Annotated in this window: 20 protein-coding genes; 19 read left to right on the top strand and 1 reads right to left on the bottom strand. The window is 71.9% G+C overall.

The window, feature by feature from the left end; all coding sequences use genetic code 11:
* Positions 1-61 precede the first annotated feature (61 nt).
* Both ASD11_RS18095 and ASD11_RS08945 read left to right on the top strand, forming a co-directional pair.
* Positions 62-2,638, top strand: coding sequence for a hypothetical protein (locus ASD11_RS18095; protein WP_056286057.1), 2,577 nt, complete (start codon positions 62-64; stop codon positions 2,636-2,638).
* A gap of 307 nt (positions 2,639-2,945) precedes the next feature.
* Complete coding sequence (locus tag ASD11_RS08945) at positions 2,946-3,965, top strand: hypothetical protein (protein WP_056286056.1); 1,020 nt, start codon at positions 2,946-2,948, stop codon at positions 3,963-3,965.
* A 48-nt stretch (positions 3,966-4,013) separates the two neighbouring features.
* Here ASD11_RS08945 and ASD11_RS08940 read toward each other — a convergent pair whose 3' ends face one another.
* Entirely contained in the window at positions 4,014-4,259 is a 246-nt protein-coding gene (locus ASD11_RS08940; protein ID WP_156464650.1) for a hypothetical protein, read from the bottom strand.
* A 224-nt stretch (positions 4,260-4,483) separates the two neighbouring features.
* Between ASD11_RS08940 and ASD11_RS08935 the strand changes: the two genes are divergently transcribed.
* The 17 genes from ASD11_RS08935 to mnmA all read left to right on the top strand — a co-directional run bounded on the left by ASD11_RS08935 (position 4,484) and on the right by mnmA (position 26,560).
* The gene (locus ASD11_RS08935; protein WP_082554253.1) at positions 4,484-5,266 is read left to right on the top strand and encodes an electron transfer flavoprotein subunit beta/FixA family protein; all 783 of its coding nucleotides are present in this window, start codon (positions 4,484-4,486) and stop codon (positions 5,264-5,266) included.
* A gap of 15 nt (positions 5,267-5,281) precedes the next feature.
* Complete coding sequence (locus ASD11_RS08930) at positions 5,282-6,229, top strand: electron transfer flavoprotein subunit alpha/FixB family protein (protein ID WP_056286051.1); 948 nt, start codon at positions 5,282-5,284, stop codon at positions 6,227-6,229.
* A 199-nt stretch (positions 6,230-6,428) separates the two neighbouring features.
* Positions 6,429-8,057: a peptide ABC transporter substrate-binding protein gene (locus ASD11_RS08925; RefSeq protein ID WP_056286049.1), complete on the top strand. Its 1,629-nt coding sequence runs from the start codon at positions 6,429-6,431 to the stop codon at positions 8,055-8,057.
* Positions 8,058-8,196: 139 nt separating this feature from the next.
* A complete protein-coding gene (locus ASD11_RS08920; RefSeq protein WP_056286046.1) occupies positions 8,197-9,126 on the top strand; it encodes an ABC transporter permease in 930 nt (309 codons plus the stop codon).
* Positions 9,119-10,096: an ABC transporter permease gene (locus ASD11_RS08915; protein WP_056286044.1), complete on the top strand. Its 978-nt coding sequence runs from the start codon at positions 9,119-9,121 to the stop codon at positions 10,094-10,096. Before ASD11_RS08920 ends, ASD11_RS08915 begins: the two co-directional genes overlap by 8 nt.
* Positions 10,093-11,805 carry a dipeptide ABC transporter ATP-binding protein gene (locus tag ASD11_RS08910; protein WP_056286041.1) on the top strand — a complete coding sequence of 571 codons (1,713 nt, stop codon included), beginning with the start codon at positions 10,093-10,095 and terminating at the stop codon, positions 11,803-11,805. Before ASD11_RS08915 ends, ASD11_RS08910 begins: the two co-directional genes overlap by 4 nt.
* Before the next feature lie 107 nt (positions 11,806-11,912).
* Positions 11,913-12,602 (top strand): hypothetical protein, encoded by a 690-nt coding sequence (locus ASD11_RS08905; RefSeq protein WP_056286038.1) that lies wholly within the window; start codon positions 11,913-11,915, stop codon positions 12,600-12,602.
* Positions 12,599-14,125 carry a DNA polymerase Y family protein gene (locus ASD11_RS08900; protein ID WP_327019524.1) on the top strand — a complete coding sequence of 509 codons (1,527 nt, stop codon included), beginning with the start codon at positions 12,599-12,601 and terminating at the stop codon, positions 14,123-14,125. Before ASD11_RS08905 ends, ASD11_RS08900 begins: the two co-directional genes overlap by 4 nt.
* Before the next feature lie 81 nt (positions 14,126-14,206).
* Entirely contained in the window at positions 14,207-17,635 is a 3,429-nt protein-coding gene (locus ASD11_RS08895) for an error-prone DNA polymerase (protein ID WP_056286037.1), read from the top strand.
* A 78-nt stretch (positions 17,636-17,713) separates the two neighbouring features.
* Positions 17,714-18,388 (top strand): NUDIX hydrolase, encoded by a 675-nt coding sequence (locus ASD11_RS08890; RefSeq protein ID WP_056286033.1) that lies wholly within the window; start codon positions 17,714-17,716, stop codon positions 18,386-18,388.
* A complete protein-coding gene (nadA, locus tag ASD11_RS08885) occupies positions 18,385-19,689 on the top strand; it encodes a quinolinate synthase NadA (protein WP_082554252.1) in 1,305 nt (434 codons plus the stop codon). Before ASD11_RS08890 ends, nadA begins: the two co-directional genes overlap by 4 nt.
* A gap of 9 nt (positions 19,690-19,698) precedes the next feature.
* A complete protein-coding gene (gene nadB, locus ASD11_RS08880) occupies positions 19,699-21,210 on the top strand; it encodes an L-aspartate oxidase (RefSeq protein ID WP_056286030.1) in 1,512 nt (503 codons plus the stop codon).
* The gene (gene nadC, locus ASD11_RS08875) at positions 21,207-22,058 is read left to right on the top strand and encodes a carboxylating nicotinate-nucleotide diphosphorylase (RefSeq protein ID WP_082554251.1); all 852 of its coding nucleotides are present in this window, start codon (positions 21,207-21,209) and stop codon (positions 22,056-22,058) included. Before nadB ends, nadC begins: the two co-directional genes overlap by 4 nt.
* Positions 22,059-22,061: 3 nt before the next feature.
* A complete protein-coding gene (locus tag ASD11_RS08870) occupies positions 22,062-23,168 on the top strand; it encodes a cysteine desulfurase family protein (protein WP_056286027.1) in 1,107 nt (368 codons plus the stop codon).
* Entirely contained in the window at positions 23,165-24,226 is a 1,062-nt protein-coding gene (locus ASD11_RS08865) for a hypothetical protein (protein ID WP_056286024.1), read from the top strand. The genes ASD11_RS08870 and ASD11_RS08865 overlap by 4 nt, the downstream gene beginning before the upstream one ends.
* A gap of 40 nt (positions 24,227-24,266) precedes the next feature.
* The gene (locus tag ASD11_RS08860) at positions 24,267-25,469 is read left to right on the top strand and encodes a cysteine desulfurase family protein (protein ID WP_056286019.1); all 1,203 of its coding nucleotides are present in this window, start codon (positions 24,267-24,269) and stop codon (positions 25,467-25,469) included.
* Positions 25,466-26,560 (top strand): tRNA 2-thiouridine(34) synthase MnmA, encoded by a 1,095-nt coding sequence (gene mnmA / locus ASD11_RS08855; protein ID WP_200940109.1) that lies wholly within the window; start codon positions 25,466-25,468, stop codon positions 26,558-26,560. Before ASD11_RS08860 ends, mnmA begins: the two co-directional genes overlap by 4 nt.
* The last annotated feature ends 161 nt before the right edge of the window (positions 26,561-26,721 follow it).

Genomic DNA, 26,721 nt, shown 5'->3' with positions numbered 1-26,721 from the left:
GGACGCATGGGGCATACTGGGCACGACGTTGGACGCCCATCGGTGTCGGAGAAAGGGAGTCATGACCGACTCAGGATCGAACAAGCCTGCGGAGCGACGTCGAGTCGACCCGTTGCAGGTCGCCGCCGAGACGCTCGCGCAGGAGGAGTCAGACACTCCCGAGGAGGCCGGCAGCGACGACCGCCGCGGCCGCCGCGCAGCGTCGCGCGCCGCACGCCAGGCGGCTTCGGACCGCCGTCGTGAGGAGCGTTCAGCGGCTCGGGCCCTGGCTCGTCGCCGTCAGGGCAACGACTCCGGTTCTGCTCCCGAGCGCGCCAAGGATGCCGACCCCACGCCCGAGACGGCCGCCGCACCCGAGCCCCAGCCCGTCGTGAGCCCCCAGGGGTCCTCCGACACGCCCGAGCCCACCGCCGAGATCCCGCGGATCGAGGAGCCGGTGGCCGAGGCGCCCGCGCCCGAGCAGGCCCCGGCCGAGGAGCCGCAGGCGGAGCCCGCCCCCGAGGTCGCCCAGGCCGAGGAGCCGGTCGTCGTCGAGGAGCCCGTCGTCGAGACCATCGTGAACGAGGAGCCCCCCGCGGCTCCCGCGCAGGAGAGCGTCCCGGAGGAGCCGCCGTCGCGTTGGGCGAGCGTGCTGTCGCAGAAGTTCGCCGGACAGTCCGCAGCCGACTTCGCCGCCGACGAGCCGTCGCGCGACGCCGACATCGAGGCCGCGCTCACCGACTCCGTGCCCGAGTCGGCCGAGCCCGAGCCGGCCCCCGTGGCCGAGGTCGCGCCTGAGCCGGCCCCCGTGGCCGAGGTCGCGCCCGAGCCCGAGCCTGAGCCCGAGCCCGAGCCGGAGCCTGAGCCGGAGCCCGAGCCCGAGCCGGAGCCGGAGCCCGAGCCGGCCCCGGTGGCCGAGGTCGCGCCCGAGCCCGAGCCGACCCCCGAGCCGGAGCCGGCCCCGGTGGCCGAGGCCGCGCCCGACCCCGCCTTCGCGTCCTACGCCGAGCCCACGCCTGCCGCCGAGCCCACCCCGGCCCCGGCCGCGGGCGAGAGCTTCGCCCAGAAGCTGGCCGCGGCCAGCTCCGCCGCCCAGCAGCGCGTCGCCGCGGCGCGCGCCGAGGCAGCGCGACTCATGGAGGAGGCCGCTCGTGAGCGCGCCGAGGCCGTCGCGCGCATCGAGGCCGACGAGAACTCCCAGCGCGTGGCGCTGCAGGCCAAGCTGGCCGCTGCCGAGAAGGCAGCGGAGGACCGCGTCAACGCGGCCCGCCAGGAGGCCGAGCGCGTCGCCGCCGAGATCGAGCGCGAGCGTGCTGCCGCTGCGGAGAAGATCGCCCAGCTCCAGCGCGAGGCCGACGACCGCGTCGCCCAGGCCAGGGAAGATGCCGAGCGCGAGGCGCAGCGTCGTCTCGACGAGGCCAAGATGGAGGCCGAGCGTCGTCTCGAGGCCGCCGAGGAGCAGGCCAAGCGCACCGCGGCCGAGAAGCTCGTCGAGGCCGAGCGGGCAGCGTCAGAGGCGGCCCAGCGCCGGCTCGAGGCCGCCGAGGCGGACGCGCAGCGCCAGATCGCCGAGGCACGTTCGCTGGCCGAGTCCCTCGCGGACAAGGCCCAGCAGGAGCGCGCTGCCGCCGAGGCACAGCTCGCCCAGGAGCGTGCCGAGGCCGATGCCAAGCTCCGCGAGGTCCAGGCCGAGGCCGAGCGCATCGTCGCCGACGCCAAGTCCACCTCCGAGCAGCACGTCCAGGCAGCCAAGTCCGAGGCCGAGAAGTACGCCCAGGAGGTCGCCGCCGAGCGCGTCGCGATCGCCGTCAAGCTGTCGGATGCCGAGCGCGCCGCCGAGGCTCAGCTCACGGCGGCCCGCACCGAGGCCGAGCGCCTCGCGTCCGAGGCCGCAGCGCGTCACGAGGACGCCGCCGCCCAGCTGGCACGCGAGCGCGACGAGGCCAAGGCCGACGCCGCCCGCGTCACCGAGGAGGCTGCTCGTGTGGCACGCGAGGCCGAGGCCGAGCGTGCCGAGGCCAAGGCCAAGCTGGCCGACGCCGCCCGGGAGGCCGAGGAGCGCGTCCGCAACGCCCAGGCCGAGGCCGAGCGGGTGGCCTCCGAGGCCGCTGATGCGGCTCGTGCAGCCGCAGCCGCCCGTGAGGAGGCCGCGCGCAAGCAGGCCGAGGAGGCCGACGCCGCCCGTCGCGCCGCCGAGGAGCGTCTGGCCCAGGCCGAGAAGGATGCCGCCGAGCGCATCGCCAAGGCCGAGGCCGAGGCCAAGGCCGTGGCCGAGCGGGCCGAGGCCGACGCGCAGCAGCGCATCGCCGAGGCCCAGCGCGAGGCCGAGCGTCTCACCCAGGCCTCCAAGCTCGAGGCGCACGAGCGCCTGAGCCAGGCGGTCGCCGCGGCTCGCGTCGCCGCCGAGGAGAAGCTGGTCGAGGCCGAGCGCACCGCCATGGAGTGGGTGGCAGCGGCCGAGGCCGAGGCCGAACGGGTCGCTCAGGCCCACATCGTCATGGCCAACCAGTCCGCCAAGGACACACCGCTCGCGGTGTCGTCGCAGCCGAGTGTCGACGAGTTCGTCGACGAGAAGCCGGCTGAGGGTTCCCCGGAGGTGAACGACGAGTCAGGGGATCTCGCCGGTTCGGCCAAAAAAAGCATCATCCGGCGCAAGTGAGGTCCTGACGGCGGGAGACATCGCCGCAGACCTGCCGGTCCGTCCCACCCGTGGCTCGAACGCCGAGCCCGGTCCCACCTCGTCCGAGACCACCCAGTCCTGGACGTCGGCGTCCTACGACGACCCGGTCGCCGGTGCCGTCACGGCTGCCTCGCTCGCCGAGACGGGTGACGTCGGGTCCGGGTCCGACCCTGCCGAGGAGCGTCGCGCGTCCCGCGAGGACCGTGCTGCCGCCCGACGCGAGGCCAAGCAGGCCAAGGCCGAGGCCAAGCAGGCTCGTCGTCGCGAGAAGAACGAGGCGCGTGCCGTGGCCAAGGCCCGGCGTGAGCGTCACTCCATCGAGGCGCGCATCGAGCGGGAGAAGGCTGCGGCCGGACGTCCGGTCGTCGAGCCCGAGCAGGACGCCGTCGAGCCCGAGGACGCAGAGCTCGTCCAGGACGAGGTCGTCGAGGAGACGCCCGTCGTGGAGGAGGCGCAGGCGACCCCGGTCGGCGTCGCTCCGGACCAGGACGCCGATCAGCCGCCGGTCATCGACCAGGACACCGCCGTGGCCCTGGCGGTGGAGTCCGCCCGTCCCGAGGCCGTCTCGCGCCTCGTGGACCCCATCCGGGTGGCCTCCGACGCCCTCGACCGCGACGACGCCGAGACCGAGACCAAGGCCGAGGTCGAGACCGAGGCCGAGGTCGAGACCGAGGCGGAGACCGACACCGAGGGGTCGGCAGCGGCCGAGGACGTTCCTGCTCGCCCGCGCGACGCCGTGTCGGCCTCGCTCAGCGATCGCGCTGCGGCCCAGCTGGCCAAGCGCCGTCGTCGTGAGGAGGAGCGAGCGGCCCGCGAGGCGGAGAAGAGCGCCAAGAACGACAAGCACGAGACCGCCGAGAAGTCCGAGAAGAGCGACCGCACGGCCGCCCTCCCGGCGGTCGGCTCCGCCGAGGCCGAGGGGCCCGGCAGCACCGACCGGGAGCGCCGGTCCGCCGCCACCGCGTGGGACGTCCCCGAGCCTCGCGCGCCGCGGGCCGAGGACGAGAAGCGCTCGGGCCGCGTCTGGGGCATCATCGTCTCGGTCGTGGGGATCGTCGGCTACGTGTGCGCCGTGCTGCTCGCCGTGGGCGCCATGACGGTGGCTCTGGGGCTGGAGAGCGGCGACGCCGTCTTCGACCTCGTCTCGCCCGTGTGCGACGTCCTCGTCTCGCCTGCGCGCGGCCTGGTGTCGTTCAGCGGCGAGAACGCCGAGACCAAGGAGCTCTTCCTGGCCTACAGCCTGGGCTCCATCGTCTATCTCGTCGTCGGCCTCGTGGCGCAGAACCTGCCGAAGCGCCAGGACTGAGCACCTCGACAGACAGCACGCGGCACGTGGCACCGTCCTGGGGACGGGTCACGTGCCGTCGGTGCTCGAGGTGGCCGGTCGGATGCGAGCGGACTCCACCCACTGCACGGTGAGCGTCCCGTCGAAGGCCACGGTGGCCACGAGCGCGGCCCACTCGGCGCCGTTGTGCTTCCACTGCACGATGACCCCGGGCCAGGGCGTGAGGTCGCCGTACGTGGCCGAGGGCCGGATCCACACGTGGCGGACGCGGCGAGCGGGGGAGTGCTCGGGCTCCCTCCGTGCGCGATCGGCCATGGGAGCAGGATAGAACACGTGTTCGATCTCCGGGAGACCCGTCGGAAGGGCCACTGTGACCCAGCCCATGCCGCCAGCGGTCGCCCCGCTCGTTACGCATGGGTAACATGCAAGTGACCAAGGGTCGCCTCACCGTCTCAGGCAGGACGGTGGCACAGTGTCCCTTGCACAGTCTTCCGACTGCCGCGGCCACCCCGGCCGCGCCACGACCAAGGAGGGTCTTCGTGACCAACATCGTCGTCGCGGTGAAGTACGTGCCGGATGCTACGGCCGACCGCACCTTCAACTCTTCCGACAACACCGTCGACCGTGAGAACGTCGACGGCCTGCTGTCCGAGCTCGACGAGTACGCCGTCGAGCAGGCACTTCAGGTCGTCGAGGCAGGCGAGGGTGAGGTCACCGTCGTCACGGTCGGCCCCGCCGACGCTGCCGACGCCGTCCGCAAGGCGCTCCAGATGGGCGCCGACAAGGGCGTCCACGTCGAGGACGACGCCATCCACGGGTCCGACGCCTTCGCGACGTCGCTCGTGCTGGCCAAGGCCATCGAGAAGCTCGACTACGACCTCGTGTTCTTCGGCATGGCCTCCACCGATGGTGGCCTGGGCGTCGTTCCCACGCTCGTCGCCGAGCGCCTCGGCCTGCCGGCCGTGACGTTCGCGTCCGAGGTCAGCGTCGACGGCGACACCGTCAAGATCCGTCGCGACGGCGACGCCGCCACGCAGCAGATCGAGGCCACGGGCAAGCTCGTCGTCTCGGTCACCGACCAGACCGGCGAGGCTCGCTACCCGTCGTTCAAGGGCATCATGGCCGCCAAGAAGAAGCCCGTCGAGGAGTGGACCCTGTCCGACCTCGGCGTGGACGCCTCCGACGTCGGCCTCGACGCCGCCTGGACGAAGGTCGAGTCCTTCACCGAGCGCCCGCCGCGCACCGCGGGCGAGATCGTCACCGACGAGGGCGACGGCGGCAGCAAGCTCGTCGAGTTCCTCGCCTCCAAGAAGTTCGTCTGAGCAGGAGATACAGACATGACTGAAGTTCTCGTCCTGATCGAGGCTCCCCAGGGCAAGGTCACCAAGCCCTCGCTGGAGCTCCTCACCATCGCGCGCAGCATCGGCGAGCCCTCGGCCGTCGTCTTCGGAGAGGCCGACGCGTCGGTCCTCGCCGAGTACGGCGCCGAGAAGATCTACACCTACGACGACGCCGCCTACGGCGACTTCCTCGTGGCTCCCAAGGCGGAGGCCCTCGCGGCCCTCGTCGCGGAGAAGTCGCCCGCAGCGGTCCTGGCCCCGGCCTCGACCGAGGGCAAGGAGATCAGCGCCCGCGTGGCGCTGAAGACCGACTCCGGCTGGATCGGCGACGCCGTCGACGTCAGCGTCGACGGTGGCACCATCACCACCACGCAGTCCGTCTTCGCCGGCAACTTCACCGTGCAGTCCCAGGTGAGCAAGGGTGCGCCGATCATCACGGTCAAGCCCAACTCCGTCACCCCGGAGGCCGCGTCCGGCGCCGGCACCGTCGAGGCCGTCTCGTTCGACGTCCCCGACTCGGCCAAGACGGTCAAGATCGTCTCGTCCGAGGCGCGTCAGAGCACCGGTCGCCCCGAGCTCACCGAGGCCGCCATCGTGGTCTCCGGTGGCCGTGGCACCGGCGGCGACTTCTCCGAGGTCGAGGCGTTCGCCGACAGCCTCGGTGCCGCCGTGGGCGCCTCGCGCGCCGCCGTCGACTCCGGCTGGAAGCCGCACACGTTCCAGGTGGGCCAGACCGGCAAGACGGTCTCGCCGCAGCTGTACGTGGCCAACGGCATCTCCGGCGCCATCCAGCACCGCGCCGGCATGCAGACGTCCAAGACGATCGTGGCGGTCAACAAGGACGACGAGGCCCCGATCTTCGAGCTCGTCGACTTCGGTGTCGTGGGCGACCTCAAGACGGTCCTGCCGCAGGCCACCGAGGCCATCACGCAGCGCAAGGGCTGATCCTCCGGGTCCCTCACGAGGCCCCCGCGACCGCCGGTTTCACCGGTCGGACGCGGGGGCCTCGTGCTGTGTCCACGTGCTGTTCAGGTTTGGTTCCAATTCGGTGACATCACCCGTTCGGTCTAGTCCCTTGTGACTACCCGGTGATATCCATGACGAGCGCACGCGCACGCGTGCACTCATTCACAGGAGGAACCTGATGCGACTCTCTCGGCGTACACGCCTTGCGGGAGTGGGCCTTGCCGCTGCTGCCAGCCTGATCCTGGCGGCCTGCGGCGGCGGTGACGACAGCGGCTCTGACAGCAATGTCATCACCGTCTACGGCACGAACCCCCAGAACCCCCTCATCCCCACCGCCACCAACGAGGTCGGCGGCGGCGACCCGCTCAACAACCTGTTCGCCGGACTCGTGTCGTACAAGACCGACGGCTCCGTCGAGAACGAGGTCGCGGAGTCCATCGAGCCCAACAAGGACAGCACCGTCTGGACCGTCAAGGTCAAGAGCGGCTGGAAGTTCACCGACGGCGAGCCCGTCACGGCTGAGTCCTTCGTGAAGGCCTGGAACTACGGCGCCAACCCGGCCAACAAGCAGCTCAACAACTACTTCTTCTACCCGATCAAGGGCACCGACGACGTCGGCAACACGGTCAAGGGCGCTGACACGGTCTCCGGCCTCAAGGTGGTCGACGACTCCACCTTCACGATCTCGCTGAAGTCGGCGGAGTCGGACTTCCCGCTGCGTCTCGGCTACTCGGCCTACTTCCCGGTCCCGGCCAAGGCCTACGGCTCGGACGGCAAGATCACCAAGGAGTACGGCGACAAGCCCATCGGCAACGGCCCGTACAAGCTCACGGCCAAGGGCTGGGAGAAGAACAAGCAGATCTCCATGGTCCCCAACGGTGACTACAACGGGAACCGCAAGGCCAAGAACGAGGGCCTGACGTTCAAGTTCTACAACTCCACCGACGCCGCCTACAGCGACGTGCAGGGCGGCAACCTCGACGTCCTCGACCAGGTCCCGCCGAGCGCCCTCACGACGTTCGAGTCCGACAACCAGATCAAGGCGTACAACGAGCCGGGCTCGAGCTTCTCCTCGATCACCATCCCGGAGCGCCTGGCCCACTTCAAGGGCGAGGAGGGACAGCTGCGTCGCGCGGCCATCTCCGAGGCCACCAACCGTGAGCAGATCACCGACAAGGTGTTCAACGGTGCGCGCACGCCCGCCAAGGACTTCACGTCGCCCGTCCTCGACGGCTGGACCGACAAGGTCGAGGGCAACGAGGTCCTCGACTTCAACGCGTCCGACGCCAAGGCCAAGTGGGCCGCCGCCGACAAGATCAGCAAGTGGGAAGGCACGTTCACGATCGCCTTCAACAACGACGGCGCCGGCAACAAGGAGTTCTCGGAGGCCATGGCGAACCAGATCAAGAAGACCCTGGGGATCAATGCCGAGGCCAAGGTCTACCCGACCTTCGACGAGCTGCGCACGGTCGTCACCGACCGCAGCATCAAGACGGCGTTCCGTACCGGCTGGCAGGCCGACTACCCGTCGATGCTGAACTACCTCGGCCCGATCTACGCCACCGGCGCGGGCTCGAACGACGGTGACTACAGCAACAAGACGTTCGACAAGCTGATCAGCGAGGCCTCGGCCGCCACCGGCGACGAGCGCTACAAGCTCATCGGCGAGGCGCAGACGATCCTGCTCAAGGATCTGCCGGCCATCCCGCTGTGGTACCAGAACGCCACCGCGGTCACGTCGACGGACCTCAAGGGCTTCGTCTTCAACTGGCAGCAGAAGCCGGACTACTACGCCCTGTCGAAGTAGCCCGACCGCACGACGACGCGGGGGCCGCCCTCACCAGGGCTGCCCCCGCGTCCCGTGCCGTGCTCCCCGGGCCGTGGCACCCTGAACCCGGGGGAGTCGGCTCGGTCCCTCACCCCCTCTCACACCCCAGGAGGCTCTCGTGTGGTGGTATGTCGGCAAACGGCTGCTGCAGACGATCCCGGTGTTCCTCGGCGCCACGCTGATCATCTACGCGCTGGTGTTCCTCCGGCCCGGTGACCCGATCCTGGGTCTCGTCGGCGACAAGCCCATCTCGCCCGAGGTCCGTCAGGCCCTCCGCGACCAGTACCACCTCGACGACCCGTTCCTCCTGCAGTGGCTGTTCTTCCTCAAGGACGTCGTCACGTTCAACCCCGACTTCGTGGGCCTGGACGGACAGCCGGTCTTCGAGAAGATCCAGAACGCCTTCCCCGTCACGGTCACCCTGGCGCTCATGGCGCTCGCGCTCGACGCCGTCATCGGCATCGTGGTCGGCACCTTCGCGGGGCTGCGTCGCAACGGCTGGTTCGACTCGGCCACCCTGCTGGTCTCGCTCGTGCTGCTCTCGGTCCCCATCTTCGTCGTGGGCTTCGTGCTCCAGCTGTTCTTCGGGGTCAAGTTCGGTCTGGCGCCCGTCACGGTCGGCGGTGACTGGACGATCGGGAAGCTCCTGCTCCCGGCGTTCGTCCTGGCCATCGCCAACATCGCCACCACGCTGCGGCTCGCCCGTACCTCCGTGGCCGACAACCTGAGCGCCGACCACGTCCGGACGGCTCGCGCCAAGGGGCTGAGCAACGGCACCGTGGTCCGCAACCACGTCCTGCGCAACTCCCTCGTCCCGGTGGTCACCTACATCGGCATCAACCTCGGCTCTCTCATGGCCGGTGCCGTCATCACCGAGGGCATCTTCAACATCCAGGGGATCGGCAACCTGGCCTACCAGGCCGTGAACCGTGGCGACGCCCCCGTGACCGTCACCGTCGTGGCCGTCATGGTCATGGTCTACGTGTTCATGAGCCTCGTCGTCGACCTCATCTACGCCGTTCTCGACCCGAGGATCCGTTATGTCTGAGTCAGCTGCCCGTCCCGGACAGGCGCGCTACGTCGCACCCCTCGAGGAGACCCCGCTGCGCGCCATCGATGCCGTGGTCATCGATGCCGCGCCCGAGAGCCAGTGGCGGGAGGCCTGGAAGAGGCTGCGTCGCTCGCCGCTCTTCTGGCTCGCCACGGCCATCATCGTCGTCATCATGGTCGCGATCTTCTTCCCGACCCTCTTCACGAACGCCGATCCGCAGGACGGCGACCTCGACCGTCAGTTCGCGCCCGCCGGCGAGGGCCACCCGTTCGGCTACACCTTCCTCGGCTACGACGTGTGGGCCCGCACCGTGTACGGCGCGCGGGCCTCGGTGGCCGTCGGCGTCCTCACGACGATCGTCGCCACGCTCCTCGGCATGGTCACGGGAGCCGTCGCCGGCTTCTACGGGGGCTGGGTCGACACGCTGGTCTCGCGCTTCAGCGACATCTTCTTCTCCATCCCGCTGCTGCTCGCGTGCCTCGTGGTCATCGCCGTCATCAACAACCTCTATCCGCAGCGAGGCTTCTGGGGGTCCGTGCTGGTCGTCGTCATGGCGCTGTCGTTGTTCGCGTGGCCGCAGATCACGCGCCAGATGCGTGGTGCGGTGCTCGAGGTCAAGAACCTCGAGTTCGTCGACGCCGCGACCGCCATCGGCGCCTCGCGGCTCGTCAACCTGCGCCGCCACATCGTCCCCAACGCGCTCGCGCCGGTCATCGTGACCGCCACGATCCTGCTGGGCACGTTCATCGTCGCCGAGACCTCGCTCTCGTTCCTCGGCCTGGGGCTGCCGTCCAACGTCGCCTCGTGGGGCAACGACCTGTCCGGCGCGACCAACCAGGTCCGGTCCGGCACGCACCTCACCGTCATGTGGGTCCCGGCCACCGCGCTGGCCGTCACGGTGCTCGGCTTCATCCTGCTCGGCGAGGCCGTGCGCGAGGCGCTCGACCCGAAGGCGAGGAAGTCATGACCGAGACACCGCTGCTCAAGATCACGGACCTGCACGTCGGGTTCCGGGGCGAGAAGAAGAAGATCCTGCCCGCCGTCGACGGCGCCAGCCTCACCATCTACCCCGGTCAGACCGTGGCCATCGTGGGAGAGTCCGGCTCGGGCAAGTCCACGCTGGCCCACTCCGTGATCGGGCTGCTGCCCGGTGCCGGCGTGGTCACCGGCGGCACCATCGAGTTCGAGGGCCAGGACATCGCCCACGCCAAGAAGGACGACATCCTCGCCCTGCGCGGCTCGTCCATCGGCCTGGTGCCGCAGGACCCCATGTCCAACCTCAACCCGTTGTGGAAGGTGGGCTTCCAGATCAAGGAGGCCCTCGTCGCCAACGGCGTGGCCGAGGGCAAGGAGGCCGACCGTCGCGTCGTCGAGCTCCTCGAGGAGGCCGGCCTGCCCGACGCCGAGCGTCGAGCCCGCCAGTACCCGCACGAGTTCTCCGGCGGCATGCGCCAGCGTGCGCTCATCGCCATGGGCCTGGCGGCCCGCCCCAAGCTGCTCATCGCCGACGAGCCCACGTCGGCGCTCGACGTCACGGTCCAGAAGCAGATCCTCGACCACCTCGACATGCTCACCGACGACCTCGGCATCGCGGTCATGCTCATCACGCACGACCTCGGTCTCGCGGCGGAGCGGGCCGACCACCTCGTGGTCATGTACCGCGGCAAGGTCGTGGAGTCCGGTCCCGCCCTGGAGATCCTGCGCGAGCCGGAGCACCCGTACACGCAGCGGCTCGTCTCCAAGGCGCCCTCCATCGCGTCGCAGCGGCTCTCGTCGCAGCGGGCCCGTGCCGAGGTGCGCGAGCAGGCGGTGCAGACCGCCGGCGAGATCGCGGCCGAGGTGGCCCAGAGCAACGTCGTGCTGGGCGAGGGCGCTGACGACATCGTCGTGGCGGAGAACCTCACCAAGATCTTCCAGCTCCGTGGTGCCCGCCCGTGGCAGAAGGTCGACTTCCCGGCCGTCGACGACGTCTCGTTCCGGCTCAAGCGCGGCACCACCACCGCCATCGTGGGGGAGTCCGGCTCGGGCAAGTCCACCGTGGCCCGCATGGTGCTGGGGCTGCTGCCCATCACGTCGGGACGGGTGCTGTTCGACGGCGTCGACGTCAAGGACCTGACCAGCAAGAAGGATCGTCTGCGGTTCCGTCGCCAGCTCCAGCCGGTGTTCCAGAACCCGTACGCCTCGCTCGACCCGTTGTACTCCATCTACCAGTCCATCGAGGAGCCGCTGCGCACGCACGACATCGGCTCCAAGAAGGAGCGCGAGGCCAAGGTCCGCGACCTGCTCGACAAGGTCGCCCTGCCCACCACGGTCATGAGCCGCTTCCCTGCGGAGCTCTCCGGCGGCCAGCGCCAGCGCGTGGCCATCGCCCGTGCGCTCGCCCTGGACCCTGAGGTCGTCATCTGCGACGAGGCCGTCTCGGCTCTCGACGTGCTGGTGCAGGCGCAGATCCTGGAGCTGCTGAACGACCTGCAGGCCGAGCTGGGCCTGTCGTACCTGTTCATCACCCACGACCTCGCGGTGGTGCGCCAGATCGCCGACGACGTGCTGGTCATGCAGAACGGCAAGGTCGTGGAGCACTCGAGCGTGTCCCAGGTGTTCGACGAGCCGCGCGAGGCGTACACGCGACGCCTGCTCGACGCCATCCCCGGCGGCACCATCTCCCTCGGGTCCTGACGGATCCTCGACGGGTCCAGGGAGCGCCTGCTCCCTGAACCCGTCGAGGGGTGAGACGAAACGCCGGACGACTTGACTCGTTCGAACAGGTGTTCGAACATGGGTGGGTGAGCGTCACCTCCCTCGATCCCGTCCGCAGCGAGCTCCTCGCTGAGCTCCAGCAGAAGGTCGAGCGGATCCAGAGCGGGCCCACCGCCGAGCCCGTGGCCACGCACCCCGCGCTCTCTGGCCTGCTGCAGCTGCGCGCCGGCGGGGTCTACGGGGTCGACGCCGCCAGCGCCGCGCTGCTGCTCGCCGCCGGTCCCTCGCTGGCCGGTGCGTGGTGCGGGATCGTGGGGGTCCAGGACCTCGGGGTCGAGGCGGCCCAGACCTACGGTCTCCAGCTCGAGCGCACCATCGTCGTGCCCGAGCCGCGGGAGCGCTGGCTCGAGGTCGTGGCCGCCCTCGCCGACGTCGTCGACCTCGTGCTCGTGCGCCCACCCGGTCCAGTGCGCCAGGGCGAGGCGGCCCGGCTCGCGGCCCGCCTGCGCAAGCGCGGTGCCGTGCTCGTGGCGTGGGGGGAGTGGCCGCGCTGCGACGCCCGCCTCACCGTGGCCGGGACCCGCTGGGAGGGCCTGGAGCAGGGGCACGGCCGGCTCAAGGCCCGCCGGGTCCGGCTCGAGGTGCGCCGCGGTGCTGCACCGCCGCGCGAGCGTGAGCTGTGGCTGCCCGCGGCCGACCTCGCGGTCCGCCCCGTCGAGGCCGAGCAGGTCCGGCGCGTCGAGGCCGTCCCGGATCCTGTGCGGGTGGTCTCGTGAGCGTGTCGCCGCCGCTGCGCACCATGACGGTGTGGTGCCCCGACTGGCCGGTCATGGCCGCCCTGGAGGAGCTGCGCCCCGATGCCCCGGTGGCCGTCCTCGAGAACAACGTCGTGCTGGCGTGCTCGCCCGCGGCACGGGTCGACGGCGTGCGCCGCGGGATGCGTCGGCGCGACGCCCAGGCCCGGTGCCCCGAGCTCGTCCTGGCTCCTTCCCGTCCCGACGCCGACGCCCGGGCCTTCGACGCCGTGCTGGAGGCCGTCGAGGAGCTCAGTCCCGGGGTCGCGCCGCTGCGCCCCGGTCTGTGCGCCCTGCGGGTGCCCACCCGGTTCTACGGCGGCGAGGCCGAGGCGGCCGCCGTCATCGCCGAGCGCATCGTGTCGCTCGGGGTCTGGGACGTCCGCCTGGGCGTGGCCGACGGGCTGTTCGCCGCCGAGCAGGCGGCCCGTCGAGCGGCGCCGCAGGACGTCGTCGTGGTGCCCACCGGCGGCTCGGGCGACTTCCTCGCCGACCTCCCGGTGGAGGTGCTCGACGACCCCGAGCTCGTGAGTCTGCTGCGCAGGCTCGGCCTGTCCTCGTTGGGTGCGTTCGCGCGGCTCCCGCAGTCCGACGTCCACACCCGGTTCGGCACGCACGGCGCCCTGCTGCACCGGCTGGCCTCGGGCGGCGACCCGCACCCCATCAGCCGGCGCCAGCCCCCGCCCGAGCTCGTGGCCGCGCTGGCGCTGGAGCCGCCGCTGTCGCTCGTGGAGCCCATCGCCTTCAGCCTGCGCACCACGGCCGAGCGCTTCGTGGCCGACCTCGCCGGCCACGGCCTGGTCTGCACCGCCGTGCGCATCGAGGCCGACGTCGACGGCGTCGTCTCCTCCTCGCGTCGCTGGGCGCACCCGCGCTGGTTCGGCACCGCCGACCTCGTCGACCGGGTCCGGTGGCAGCTCACGGCGCAGCCGGCGCACGGCCCCGTCGAGGCGGTCCGGCTCGTGCCCGAGGTCGTCGAGCCTCTCGGCGACCACGCCGACGCCCTCTTCGGCCCCGGTGCCGACGAGCAGGTCGAGCGCGGCGTGGCGCGCGTGCAGTCGCTCGTGGGCCACGACGGCGTGGTGGCGCCCTCGGTGCAGGGCGGCCGTGGTCCGGCCTCCCGGCGGGCCCTCGTCACGTGGGGCGAGCGGGCCGACGGCGTCCGCCCGGCAGCGCGGCCCTGGCCCGGCCAGGTGCCGGCCCCCGCGCCTGCCACGGTCTATCGCGAGCCCTTCCCGGCGCTCGTGGTGGGGGCGGAGGACCAGGTCGTGGGCGTCGACGGCCGCGGCGGCATCAGCTGCCCTCCGGCCCGGTTCCGCGCCCAGCAGGGCGACCCGTGGCAGCGCGTGGCGGCCTGGGCCGGCCCCTGGCCCGTCGACGAGCAGTGGTGGGACGAGGCCGCAGCGCGCCGGGTCGCCCGGTTCCAGGTGGTCGGCGTCGACGGCAGCGCGTGGCTCATGGTCGTCGAGAACGGCCAGTGGTGGACCGAGGCCCGCTATGACTAGCCCCGTCCCCGCTGAGTGTGACGTTTGCGGGGTAAGAACAGCGATCTCACCCCGCAAACGTCACACTCAGCGGAGAAGGGCGTGAACTGGAACAACCCGGAGATGCCGTGGCGCGAGCTGGAGCGCCGGCTCTCCGGGAGACCCACCCCCGACGGCGGCGACGGTCCCGCGTTCAGCCGCAAGCGGGCCCGGTACTCACCGCCCGAGCAGGTGGAGGTGCCGCGCCCCGACGCCGTCGTGCCGTACGCCGAGCTCCACGTCCACAGCCACTACAGCTTCCTCGACGGCGCGAGCAGTCCCGAGTCGCTCGTGGAGGAGGCGGTCCGTCTCGGTCTGCACGGCCTCGCCCTCACCGACCACGACGGCTTCCACGGCGCTCCGCTGTTCGCCGAGGCGGCCCAGGCGTTCCCCGGCCTGCAGACCGTCTACGGCAGCGAGCTCTCGCTGGGCCTCGACCGCCCGCAGAACGGCGTGGCCGACCCCGAGGGGAGCCACCTCCTCGTCCTGGCGCGGGGCGTCGAGGGCTACCACCGCCTGTCGGCGGCCCTCACCGAGGCGCACCTGCGCGGCGACGAGAAGGGCCGACCGCTCTACGACCTCGAGGAGCTGGCCGCCACGGGGCGCGACCACTGGCTCGTCCTCACGGGCTGCCGCAAGGGCTCGGTCCGTGCCGCGCTCGCCTCGGGCGGCCGGGAGGCGGCGGCGCGCGAGCTCGACCGGCTCACGGCGCTGTTCGGGCTCGAGTCGGTCGTCGTCGAGCTCACCCGCCACGGCAACCCGCGCGACGACGAGGTCAACGACGTCCTCGCCCAGCTGGCGCACGACCACGGGCTCCCCGTCGTCGCCACCAACAACGTGCATGGCGCGGCCCCCGCCGACCGTCGCCTCGCGCAGGCCATGGCGGCCGTCCGGGCACGCCGCAGCCTCGCCGACATGGACGGCTGGCTCGACGTCGCCGGTGGCGCGTTCCTGCGCTCGGGCGCCGAGATGCAGGCGCGGTTCGCGCGCTACCCCGGCGCCGTGGCGCGCTCGGTGGCCATCGCCGACGAGATCGGCTTCGACCTGCAGAAGGCCCGCCCGCGCCTGCCCGTGCAGGCACCCGAGGGCCACACCCCCATGAGCTGGCTGCGCGAGCTCGTGCGTCTCGGCGCCGACGAGCGGTACGCCCACAACCGGGAGGAGGCGGAGGAACGCCTGCAGCGCGAGCTGGCGGTCATCGAGGAGAAGGACTTCCCGGGCTACTTCCTCATCGTCCACGGCATCGTGGCGTTCGCCCGCGAGCAGGGCATCCTCTGCCAGGGCCGAGGCTCCTCGGCCAACTCCGCGGTCTGCTACGCCCTCAAGATCACCGCCATCGACTCCATCTACTACGACCTCCCGTTCGAGCGCTTCCTGGCCGCCACGCGGGAGGAGGAGCCCGACATCGACGTCGACTTCGACTCCGACCGCCGCGAGGAGGTCATCCAGTGGGTCTACGACACGTACGGGCGCCGCAACGCCGCCCAGGTGGCCAACGTCATCCAGTACCGCCCCCGCTCGGCCGTGCGCGACGCCGCCAAGGCGCTCGGCTACTCACCGGGCCAGCAGGACGCGTGGAGCAAGGGCATCGAGCGCTGGGGCGCCATCCACCCCGACGACGTCGAGTCCTCGGGGATCCCCAAGGCGGTCGTGGCGCTGGCCGCGTCCTTCCTCGGTGCGCCCCGGCACCTGGGCATCCACTCCGGCGGCATGGTGCTCACCGAGCGACCCGTGGGCGAGGTCTGCCCCATCGAGCGGGCGCGGATGGACGACCGCACCGTGCTGCAGTGGGACAAGGACGCCAGCGCCTGGATGGGTCTGGTCAAGTTCGACCTGCTCGGCCTGGGCATGCTCGGCGCCCTGCAGCACACCTTCGACCTCGTGAAGCAGCACCTCGGCGAGGAGTGGAGCCTCGACACCATGCCCAAGGAGGAGGCCGGCGTCTACGACATGCTCTGCAAGGCCGACTCCATCGGCGTCTTCCAGGTGGAGAGCCGCGCCCAGATCGGCACGCTGCCCCGGCTCCAGCCGCGCTGCTTCTACGACCTCGCCATCGAGATCGCGCTCATCCGTCCCGGGCCGATCCAGGGCGGAGCGGTGCACCCGTACATCCGCAGGGCCACGGGCGTCGACCCCGTCACGTACCCGCACCCCGTCCTCGAGCCGGTCCTGCGGCGCACCAAAGGGGTGCCGCTGTTCCAGGAGCAGCTCATGCAGATGGCCATCGCCATCGGCGACTGCACCCCCGACGAGGCCGACCTCCTGCGCCGCGCCATGGGCTCCAAGCGCGGGCTCGAACGCATCGAGACGTTGCGCGAGAAGCTCTTCGCGGGCATGGCCAAGCACGGCATCGTGGGGGAGGAGGCCGACGCCATCTACGTGCGCATCCAGTCGTTCGCCAACTTCGGCTTCGCCGAGAGCCACGCGCTCAGCTTCGCGCTGCTCGTCTATGCCAGCAGCTGGCTCAAGCTGCACTTCCCGGCAGCGTTCTGCGCTGCGCTCCTGCGCAACCAGCCCATGGGGTTCTACTCTCCGCAGTCGCTCGTGGCCGACGCCCGGCGTCACGGCGTGGTCACCCGCCGTCCGTGCATCCAGGCCTCGCAGGCCCAGGCCGACCTCGAGGCGCTCGACGGGGCCGTCCGCACCACGGGCCTGGACTCGTGCGTCGGGACGCAGCCGCAGGTCCCGCGGTTCGACCGCCGGGCCCGGCACTCGCTGGAGGACCATCGCCGCGACGGGGCCCTGGCCATCCGCATGGGCCTCACCGACGTCAAGGGCATCGGTGCCGACGTCGCCGCGCACGTGGTCCGGGTCCGTCAGGAACGACCCTTCACCGACATGACCGACGTCGCGCGGCGCACGGGCCTCACGACGGCCCAGATGGAGGCGTTGGCCACCGCGGGGGCGTTCGACGTCTTCGGCCTGAGCCGGCGCGAGGCGCTGTGGAACGCGGGCTACGTCGACTCCCTCGACCTCCTGGAGGGCACCGCCGTGGCCGTGCGTCCACCCACGCTGCCGGGCATGAGCGACGTCGAGCTTACGGTGGCCGACCTCTGGGCCACGTCGGTCTCTCCCGAGGAGCACCCGTTCAGCCACCTGCGCGAGCTGCTGCGCTCCGAAGGCGTCTGGTCCGTCGGCGACGCCATGGCCGAGGGCGTGGCCAAGGACCTGGGGGAGGGCGCGTCGCGTCGCTACGTCCGGGTGGGCGGACTCATCACGCACCGCCAACGTCCCATGACCGCAGGTGGCGTCACCTTCCTCAACTTGGAGGACGAGACGGGCATGCTCAACGTCGTCGTCTTCGCCACGGTGTGGGAGGAACATCGACGGGTCTTCCGCACGGCAGCCGGGGTCGTGGTCCAGGGGATGCTCGAGGTCACGGGCGACGGGGTGGTCAACCTCGTGGCCCAGCGCGTGGAACGGGTGGAGGCCCTGTATCCCCAGGCCTCGGGGGCCATGCCGGCCCGCCACCAGGCCCGCGACTTCCAGTGACGGACACGCCGCCCGCTTAGGGTTGACGCGACCTTAAGCCCGGGTTAGAGTCAGACTCACCTTAAGGAGGTGAGTCGGATGCAACGCATCGACCTGGCGGTCTCGACCGTGATCTTCGCGCTCCGGCCCCACCCCCAGACCGGTGAGTCCACGCTCTGGCTGCCGCTCGTGCGCCGCATCCGCGAGCCCTACGAAGGTCGCTGGGCCCTGCCCGGTGGCCCGCTCGAGAGCGACGAGGACCTCGTGGCCTCGGCGCGCCACACGCTCGAGCGCACCACGGGCCTCGACCCGCACTACCTCGAGCAGCTCTACGCCTTCGGCCGCGTCGACCGCTCGCCCGACCGCGTCGTCTCCATCGTCTACTGGGCGCTCGTGCGCCCCGACGAGGACGCCCGGGCCATCGACGGCGAGAACGTCGAGTGGTTCGTGGCCGACGAGGTGCCCGAGCTGGCCTTCGACCACAACGACGTCGTGAAGTACGCGCTCGACCGCCTGCGCGCCAAGATCACGTACTCGCCCATCGCGTTCGGGTTCCTGCAGCCCGAGTTCACCCTCGCCCAGCTGCGCGAGGTGCACGAGGCGGTGCTGGGTCGCACGCTCGACCCGGCCAACTTCCGCCGGCACGTGCTGGCCACCAAGACCCTGCAGCCCACGGGGGAGTGCCTGTCGGGCACGAGCCACCGTCCTCCAGCGCTCTACCGGTTCGACCCCACCCACGCCCGCCCCACCCTCACCGTCGAGGAGCCCCGATGACTGTTCCTGATCTCCGCCCCGGGCCCGGAACCCCCGCCGGGCCCGACACCGCTTCGGTCAACGACCGGATCGTCGCCGCGCCCGCCGCGTCCTGCGACACCGAGCTCGCGGCCGAGCCGTGGATCTTCGACCTCGTGCCGGGCTACGGCCCCGGCGCGTCGGAGGACGACGTCATCCCCGACCCCGTCGTGCGCACGGGCCAGCTGCCCGCGGCCTACCAGCGCATGAGCGACGAGGAGCTGCACGCGCGGATCAAGGCGGCCAAGGAGACGCTCGGCAGCAAGCTCGTCATCCTCGGGCACTTCTACCAGCGCGACGAGGTCATCCAGTACGCCGACTTCGTGGGCGACTCGTTCCAGCTGGCCAACGCGGCGCTCACCAAGCCCGACGCCGAGACCATCGTCTTCTGCGGCGTGCACTTCATGGCCGAGACCGCCGACATCCTGGCCCGCCCGGAGCAGCACGTGATCCTGCCCAACCTCGCCGCCGGCTGCTCCATGGCCGACATGGCCGACGAGGAGTCGGTGGAGTCGGCGTGGGAGGAGCTCATGGAGCTGTACGCCGACGAGGACCAGTCCGAGCTGGCGTCGGTCATCCCGGTCACCTACATGAACTCCTCCGCCGCGCTCAAGGCGTTCTGCGGTCGCCACGGGGGCATCGTGTGCACGTCCAGCAACGCCGCCACGGTGCTCGAGTGGGCCTTCGAGCGGGGCCGCCGTGTCCTGTTCTTCCCCGACCAGCACCTCGGGCGCAACACGGCCAAGGCCATGGGCGTCCCGCTCGAGCAGATGCCCATGGTGAACGCGCGCAAGCCCGGCCTCGGGCAGGAGCCGCAGGTGCTCCTCGACGCCAAGGTCCTGCTCTGGCCCGGCTTCTGCTCCGTGCACAAGCGCTTCACCGTCGCGCAGATCGAGCAGGCCCGCGCGCAGCACCCTGGCGTCAAGGTGATCGTGCACCCCGAGAGCCCGATGCCCGTCGTCGACGCCGCGGATGCCGCGGGCTCCACCGACGCGATCCGCAAGTTCGTCCTCGCGTCGGAGCCCGGTGACACCATCGCCATCGGCACCGAGATCAACATGGTCAACCGGCTCGCGGCGGAGTTCCCCGACCGCACGATCTTCTGCCTCGACCCCGTCATCTGCCCGTGCTCCACGATGTACCGCATCCACCCCGGCTACCTCGCCTGGACCCTCGACGGCCTCGTCGAGGGCGAGGTCCGCAACGAGATCATCGTGTCCGACGACGTCGCGGCCGATGCCAAGATCGCGCTCGAGCGCATGCTCGCCGCGCTTCCCAAGTAGGGGCCTGACATGACACACATCCTCGTCATCGGGTCCGGCGTCGCCGGGCTCACGGCTGCACTCGACGCCGACTCGCGCCCCGGCGTCGAGGTCACGCTCGTCACCAAGGCCACGCTCGACCAGTCCAACACCTGGTACGCCCAGGGCGGCGTGGCCGTGGTCACCTCGGCCGACGACACCGTGGCGTCCCACGTGGCCGACACGCTCGTGGCCGGCGCCGGCCTCTCCGACGACGAGGCCGTCGAGGTGCTCTGCGCCGAGGGCCCCGAGGCGGTCCAGCACCTCATCGACCGAGGCGTCCTCTTCGACGTCCACGACGGGCAGCTCGCTCGCGGGCTCGAGGCGGCGCACTCGCACGAGCGCATCCTGCACGCGGGCGGCGACGCCACGGGAGCCGCCATCGCAGCAGCCCTGATCGCCCGTCTGCGTGACTCCGACGTGGTGATCCGTGAGAACACCATGGTGGTCGACCTGGTCGTGGAGGGTGGCCGGGTCACCGGCGCCACGCTGCTCGACGGCGGCAGCATCGAGGCCGACGCCGTCGTGCTCGCCACCGGGGGAGCGGGACAGCTGTACCCGTACACGACCAACCCCGCGGTGGCCACGGGAGACGGCCTCGCCATGGCGCTGCGAGCCGGTGCGGTGGCGTCGGACCTGGAGTTCTACCAGTTCCACCCCACGTCCCTCGCGGTCCCGGGCAACCCGCTCGTCTCGGAGGCGGTCCGGGGCGAGGGCGCGGTGCTCGTCGACCGCGACGGCCGGCGCTTCATGCTCGACGTCCACCCCGACGCCGAGCTGGCCCCGCGTGACGTCGTGGCCCGAGGCATCGCCGCCCAGATGGCTCGCCAGGGCGGCGAGCCGGTGCGGCTCGACGCCACGGGGCTCGGAGCGGCGTTCCTGGCCGAGCGGTTCCCCACGATCGACGCCACCGTGCGGGCGCACGGGATGGACTGGGGCCGCGAGCCCATCCCGGTCACGCCCGCCGCGCACTACTTCATGGGCGGTGTCCGGACCGACCTCTGGGCCCGGACGTCGCTGCCCGGGCTCTTCGCCGTGGGCGAGGTGGCCTGCAACGGCCTGCACGGAGCCAACCGGCTCGCGTCCAACTCGCTCCTCGAGGGCGCCGTGTACGGACGCCGGGTGGTCGACGCCGTGCTCGACCCCGAGGTCGCGCCGCTCGAGCCGTTCGACGCCGACTGGGCCGAGCCCGTCACCACCACGATCGACGGGGAGGGCCCGTCGCTGAGCCGCGCCGACCTGCAGCAGCTCATGTGGGACGCCGCTGGCCTCACCCGTGACGCCCGGGGACTCGAGGACGCGCTCGCCGAGCTCGGCCGCAGCGCCGTGCGGGACGCCACCGACGTGAAGTCCGTCGAGGACGCCAACCTGCGCGTGGTCGCCCAGGCCGTCGTGCAGAGCGCGCTGGCCCGTCGGGAGTCCCGCGGCGGACACTTCCGCACCGACTTCCCCCAGCCGGACCCGGGCCGGGCCGTCCACAGCGGCGTCGTGGTGACGCGGTGATCACCGAGCGGCAGATCCGTCGGGTCGTCGAGATGGCCCTCGACGAGGACGCGCCCTTCGGCGACCTCACCTCCCAGACGTTCGTGCCGGCGGACGTGTGGGCCACCGCCGACCTCGTGGCGCGCGAAGCCGGTGTCATGGCGGGGGCCGACGTCTTCCGCATCGCCATGACGACCCTCGACGATCGCGTCGAGGTGGAGCTCAGGAGCGCCGAGGGCGAGCGGTTCGAGCCCGGCCAGACGTTGGCCCGTGTCAGCGGCCCGGCGCGTGCCGTGCTCACGAGCGAGCGCGTCGCCCTGAACCTCGTGCAGCGGATGAGCGGCATCGCCACCCTCACGGCGGTCTACGTGGAGGCGGTGTCCGGCACGGCCGCCCGGGTCGTCGACACGCGCAAGACCACGCCCGGGCTGCGCGCGCTGGAGCGCCACGCGGTGCGCTGCGGCGGTGGCCACAACCACCGGTTCAGCCTCTCCGACGCCGTCATGGCCAAGGACAACCACCTGGCCGTCGTGCCCGACATCACCGCAGCCATCCGTCAGGCCCGCCAGGACCTCCCGCACACCACCCACGTCGAGGTGGAGGTCGACCGCCTCGAGCAGGTGGAGCCGGTGCTGGCCGGAGGGGTCGACACGATCATGCTCGACAACTTCTCGCTCGCCGACCTGCGGGCCGGCGTGGAGCTCGTCGCCGGCCGGGCCGTCGTGGAGGCCAGCGGTGGCATCACGCTGGAGACCATCGCCGACGTCGCCGCCACGGGTGTCGACGTCATCAGCGTCGGCGCCCTCACCCACAGCGTCCGCGCCCTCGACCTCGGCCTCGACGTGGTCGTCGGGCCGCAGGGGCTCTAGCCCGTGCTGTACCTCGACGAGGCGGCCACCACGCCGTTGCGGCGCGACGTGCTCGCCGCCATGGGGCCGTACCTGGGACCGGAGTTCGGCAACCCGTCGAGCCACCACGAGGTGGGGGAGTCCGCACGCCGTGCGCTCGACCAGGCCCGGCTCGACGTCGCCCAGGTCCTGGGGGCTCGTCCGGGCGAGATCACGTTCACCTCGGGCGGCACCGAGTCCGACAACACGGCCGTCAAGGGCATCGCCCTCGCGCAGCCCCGGGGTCGGCACGTCGTGGTGTCCTCCGTGGAGCACCCGGCCGTGCTGGAGTCCGCTGCCTGGCTCGGCCGGATCGGGTACGAGGTGACCGAGCTGGCGGTGGACCGCCACGGCGTGGTGCACCCCGAGACGCTGGCCGAGGCCCTGCGTGACGACACCACGCTCGTGAGCATCCAGCACGCCAACAACGAGGTCGGCACGGTGCAGCCCGTGGCCCGGCTGGCCGTGGTGGCCCGCGAGCGCGGCGTCCCGTTCCACACCGACGTGGTGCAGTCCGCCGGCTGGCTCGACGTCTCGGTCGGCGCCCTGGGCGTCGACGCCATGAGCCTCTCGGGCCACAAGCTCGGCGCGCCCAAGGGCGTGGGCGTCCTGTGGGTGCGCCGTGGCGTGCGGTTCGAGCCGCTCCTCCACGGCGGCGGCCAGGAGGACGGTCGGCGCTCGGGCACGGAGGCCGTGGCGCACGCAGTGGGCATGGCGGCGGCGCTGCGGCTCGCCAAGGGAGATCCCTCCGACGTCGTGCGCCGGCGCGACGCGTTCGTCGCCCGGGTGCTGGCCGAGGTGCCGGGGGCACGGCTCACCGGGCACCCCACCAACCGGCTGCCGGGCCACGCCTCGTTCGTCCTTCCCGGGCGGTCGGGCGAATCGGTCCTGCTCGACCTCGAACGGCGCGGCATCGTGTGCTCCAGCGGCTCGGCCTGCCACGCCGGCAGCGACGAGCCCAGCCACGTCCTCACCGCCATGGGGTACGAGCGCGAGGTCGCTCAGACCGCCCTGCGCTTCACCTTCGGCCGCGCCGTGAGCGACGAGCAGCTCGAGCAGGCGGCCGACGCGCTCCGGGACGTCACGGCATGAGCGGCGTCGCGGAGACGGTCGTCATGCGGCCGTCCTGGGCGGCCTACCGGCGCTTCTTCTCCTCGCCCATCCAGGGGCTGGGCCTGCTCGGCGGCGCCGTCGGCGTCGGGACCGCGGGCTTCGCACGGTCCGGGATCGGGCTCCTCATGGTCCTCGGGTTCGTCCTCGGCGTCGCCGCGGCGACCGTCGGGACCATCGCCGTGTACATCGCCACCAGCCGGGTCGTCCTCGGCCCGGGCGAGGTGCAGTACCGACGCTGGCTCCGGCGCTCCACCGTCCGGCTCGACCACGACGTGGTCGGCGTGCTGGGGGTCATCGTCCTGTCACCGGTCGGGCGGCTGAGCAAGGTGCTCGTGCTGCGCTCGCGCTCCGGAGGCCCGCGCATCCAGCTCAACGGCGCCTACTGGCGCGAGGACGACCTCGTGCGCATCGCGTCGGCCGCCGGCGTCGCGACGAGCGCCGACGCGCTCACGACCGCCGACGTCGACCGCATCGCACCCGGGACGATGCCATGGCGCTACCTGCACCCCAAGTCCTTCGGAGCGCTCGTCTCGGTCCCGGTCATCGCGGCCGTCGTGGTGGGCGTCATCGCCTGGTTCGACGTGCGGGACATCCCCCCGTTCGACGAGCAGCCTCCCCGTGCCGTCTCAGGTGCCACAGCCAAGGCCCAGGACGACATGGTGGCTGCGCTCCAGTACGTCGTCGGCGGGCGGTGGGAGACCCCGGAGGTCAGTCTCACGACGTGCCAGGACGACGACGACTACAAGGGCTGGCAGCGCCGTGTCGACGTTAGTCTCGCCCAGGCGATCAGCGACGAGGGCAGGGACATCATCGTGACACCGGTCCGCGCCACGGAGAGGATGGCCGAGGCCCTCGAGGCCGAGCTCGTCCGGTTCGGGCACCGCGACCCCTACCGCTCGGGCGACCTCGCCGAGCTGTCCATCCAGACGGGCTCCTTCCTCAGGACGCCGAGGGCGGGTGACGTGAGGATCTCGTTCCTCGACAGCGGGTACGTCTCCCTGGACGCCACCACCGAGTGCGAGGTCCCGGGACGCTGAGAGGCCCGATCCACCGTCGTGCGTCTACGCTGGAACCGCAATGACCCAGCCAGATCCTGTCTACCTCGACCACGCGGCCACCACGCCCATGGTCCCTGAGGCGATCGCCGTGATGACCGAGGAGCTGGCCCGCACCGGCAACGCCTCGAGCCTGCACGCCTCGGGACGCGCCGCGCGCCGCGTCGTGGAGGAGTCGCGCGAGCTCATCGCCGAGCGGCTCGGTGCGCGTCCCAGCGAGGTCGTCTTCTGCTCCGGCGGCACCGAGGCCAACAACCTCGCCATCAAGGGGCTCTACTGGGCCCGGCGGTCCGAGGACGAGCGTCGCAACCGCGTGGTCTTCAGCTCCATCGAGCACCATGCGCTGCTCGACCCCGTCACGTGGCTGGCCGCCCACGAGGGCGCGGAGATCGACACCACCCCGGTCGACAAGATCGGACGCATCCGTCTGGAGGCGCTGCGGTCCGCCGTCGAGCGCGACCCGTCCCGCGTCGCGGCCATCACCACGATGTGGGCCAACAACGAGATGGGCACCGTCCAGCCCGTGAGCGACGTCGTGGCCATCGCGCGCGAGCACGGCATCCCCGTGCACAGCGACGCCGTGCAGGCCGCGGGCTACCTCCCGCTCGACTTCGCCGCCTCGGGGCTGGACGCCATGACCGTCACGGCGCACAAGCTCGGCGGGCCCGTGGGCGTGGGTGCCCTGGTGGTCCGACGCGAGATCGAGCCCACCCCGCTCCTGCACGGGGGCGGTCAGGAGCGCGACGTCCGCTCCGGCACCATCGGCGTCGCGCTCATCGCGTCGTTCGCGGCAGCGGTGGAGGTCACGCTGGCGCGTCAGGCGGAGTCGTCGGCCCGCATCGAGCGGCTGCGCCAGCGCCTGGTCGAGGGCGTGCTGCGTGCGGTTCCCGACGCCGTGGTGAACGGCGATCCCGTGCCCGGTCCCGAGCACCGGCTGCCCAACATCGCGCACGTCACGTTCCCCGGGTGCGAGGGCGACGCCATGCTCATGCTGCTCGACGCCCAGGGCATCGAGGTGTCCACCGGCTCGGCCTGCGCGGCCGGCGTGCCGCAGCCGAGCCACGTCCTGCTGGCCATGGGCTACGACGACGTCGCGGCCCGGGGGTCCCTGCGCTTCAGCCTGGGGCACACCTCCACCGAGGCCGACGTCGATGCCGTGCTCGCGGCGCTGCCCGCCGTGCACGAGCGGGCCTGCGCGGCCTCCCTCGTGAGGGCACGCTCGTGAGGCTCGTGGCCGCCATGTCCGGTGGCGTCGACTCCGCGGTGGCGGCCGCACGCGCCGTCGAGGCGGGGCACGACGTCACGGGCGTGCACCTCGCACTCAGCCGCAACCCGCGGTCGTACCGGTCCGGCGCCCGGGGCTGCTGCTCCATCGAGGACTCCGGGGACGCCCGGCGCGCCGCCGACACCCTCGGCATCCCGTTCTACGTGTGGGACATGAGCCAGGAGTTCGCCGACGAGGTGGTCGACGACTTCGTGGCGGAGTACGAGGCGGGCCGCACGCCCAACCCGTGCCTGCGCTGCAACGAGAAGATCAAGTTCGCCGCCGTGCTCGACCGGGCGCTCGCGCTCGGCTTCGACGGCGTGGTGACGGGCCACTACGCCCAGGTGCGCGAGGGCGCCGACGGCGTCGTCGAGATGCACCGGGCCCACGACGCCGCCAAGGACCAGTCGTACGTGCTGGGCGTGCTGACGCAGGACCAGCTCAGCCGCTCCCACTTCCCGCTCGGCGACTCGGTGAAGCCCGAGGTGCGGGCCGAGGCCGAGCGTCGTGGACTGCAGGTGGCCAGCAAGCCCGACAGCCACGACATCTGCTTCGTCGCCGACGGCGACAACGCCGGCTGGCTCGCCGAGAAGATCGGACCCCGGCCGGGCGTCGTGGTCGACGAGGACGGTGCTGTGCTGCGGGAGCACGAGGGCGCCTACGCCTACACGATCGGGCAGCGTCGGGGTCTTCGGCTCGGCGTCCCGGCCGACGACGGCAAGCCGCGCTTCGTCCTCGACATCGAGCCGGTGTCGGGGACGGTCACCGTCGGACCGCGCGAGCAGCTGCGCGTCGACGCGCTCGAGGGGTTCAAGCCGCTGTGGTGCGGCGCCGCGCCCGTGGGTCGGCTCGAGTGCACCGTGCAGCTGCGCGCCCACGGGGCCGAGCACCGCGCGGTCGTGGAGGTGCTCGACGACGACACCGTGCGGGTCGACCTCCTGGACCCGGCCGAGGGCATCGCCCCGGGTCAGGCCTGCGTGATCTACGACGGCACCCGCGTGGTCGGATCCGCCACCATCACCCGCACCCACCGCGCTGCCCCGACCGCCTGACCTCCCCCCGCCCCCGGTGGGAGGTGGCTCAGAGTCCGTTCCGATGGGTCCGGCCGGGTGGGCGGTGAGTCAGCGTTTGTTCTGGTGGGTCTGGCCGGGTGGGCGGTGAGTCAGCGTCCGTTCGACGTCCGGATCAACCCTCGAACGGACGCCAGCTCACA

Source organism: Aeromicrobium sp. Root495 (genome assembly GCF_001426755.1).
Classification (GTDB): domain Bacteria; phylum Actinomycetota; class Actinomycetes; order Propionibacteriales; family Nocardioidaceae; genus Aeromicrobium.
This window is presented reverse-complemented; position numbering and strand designations above follow the sequence as displayed.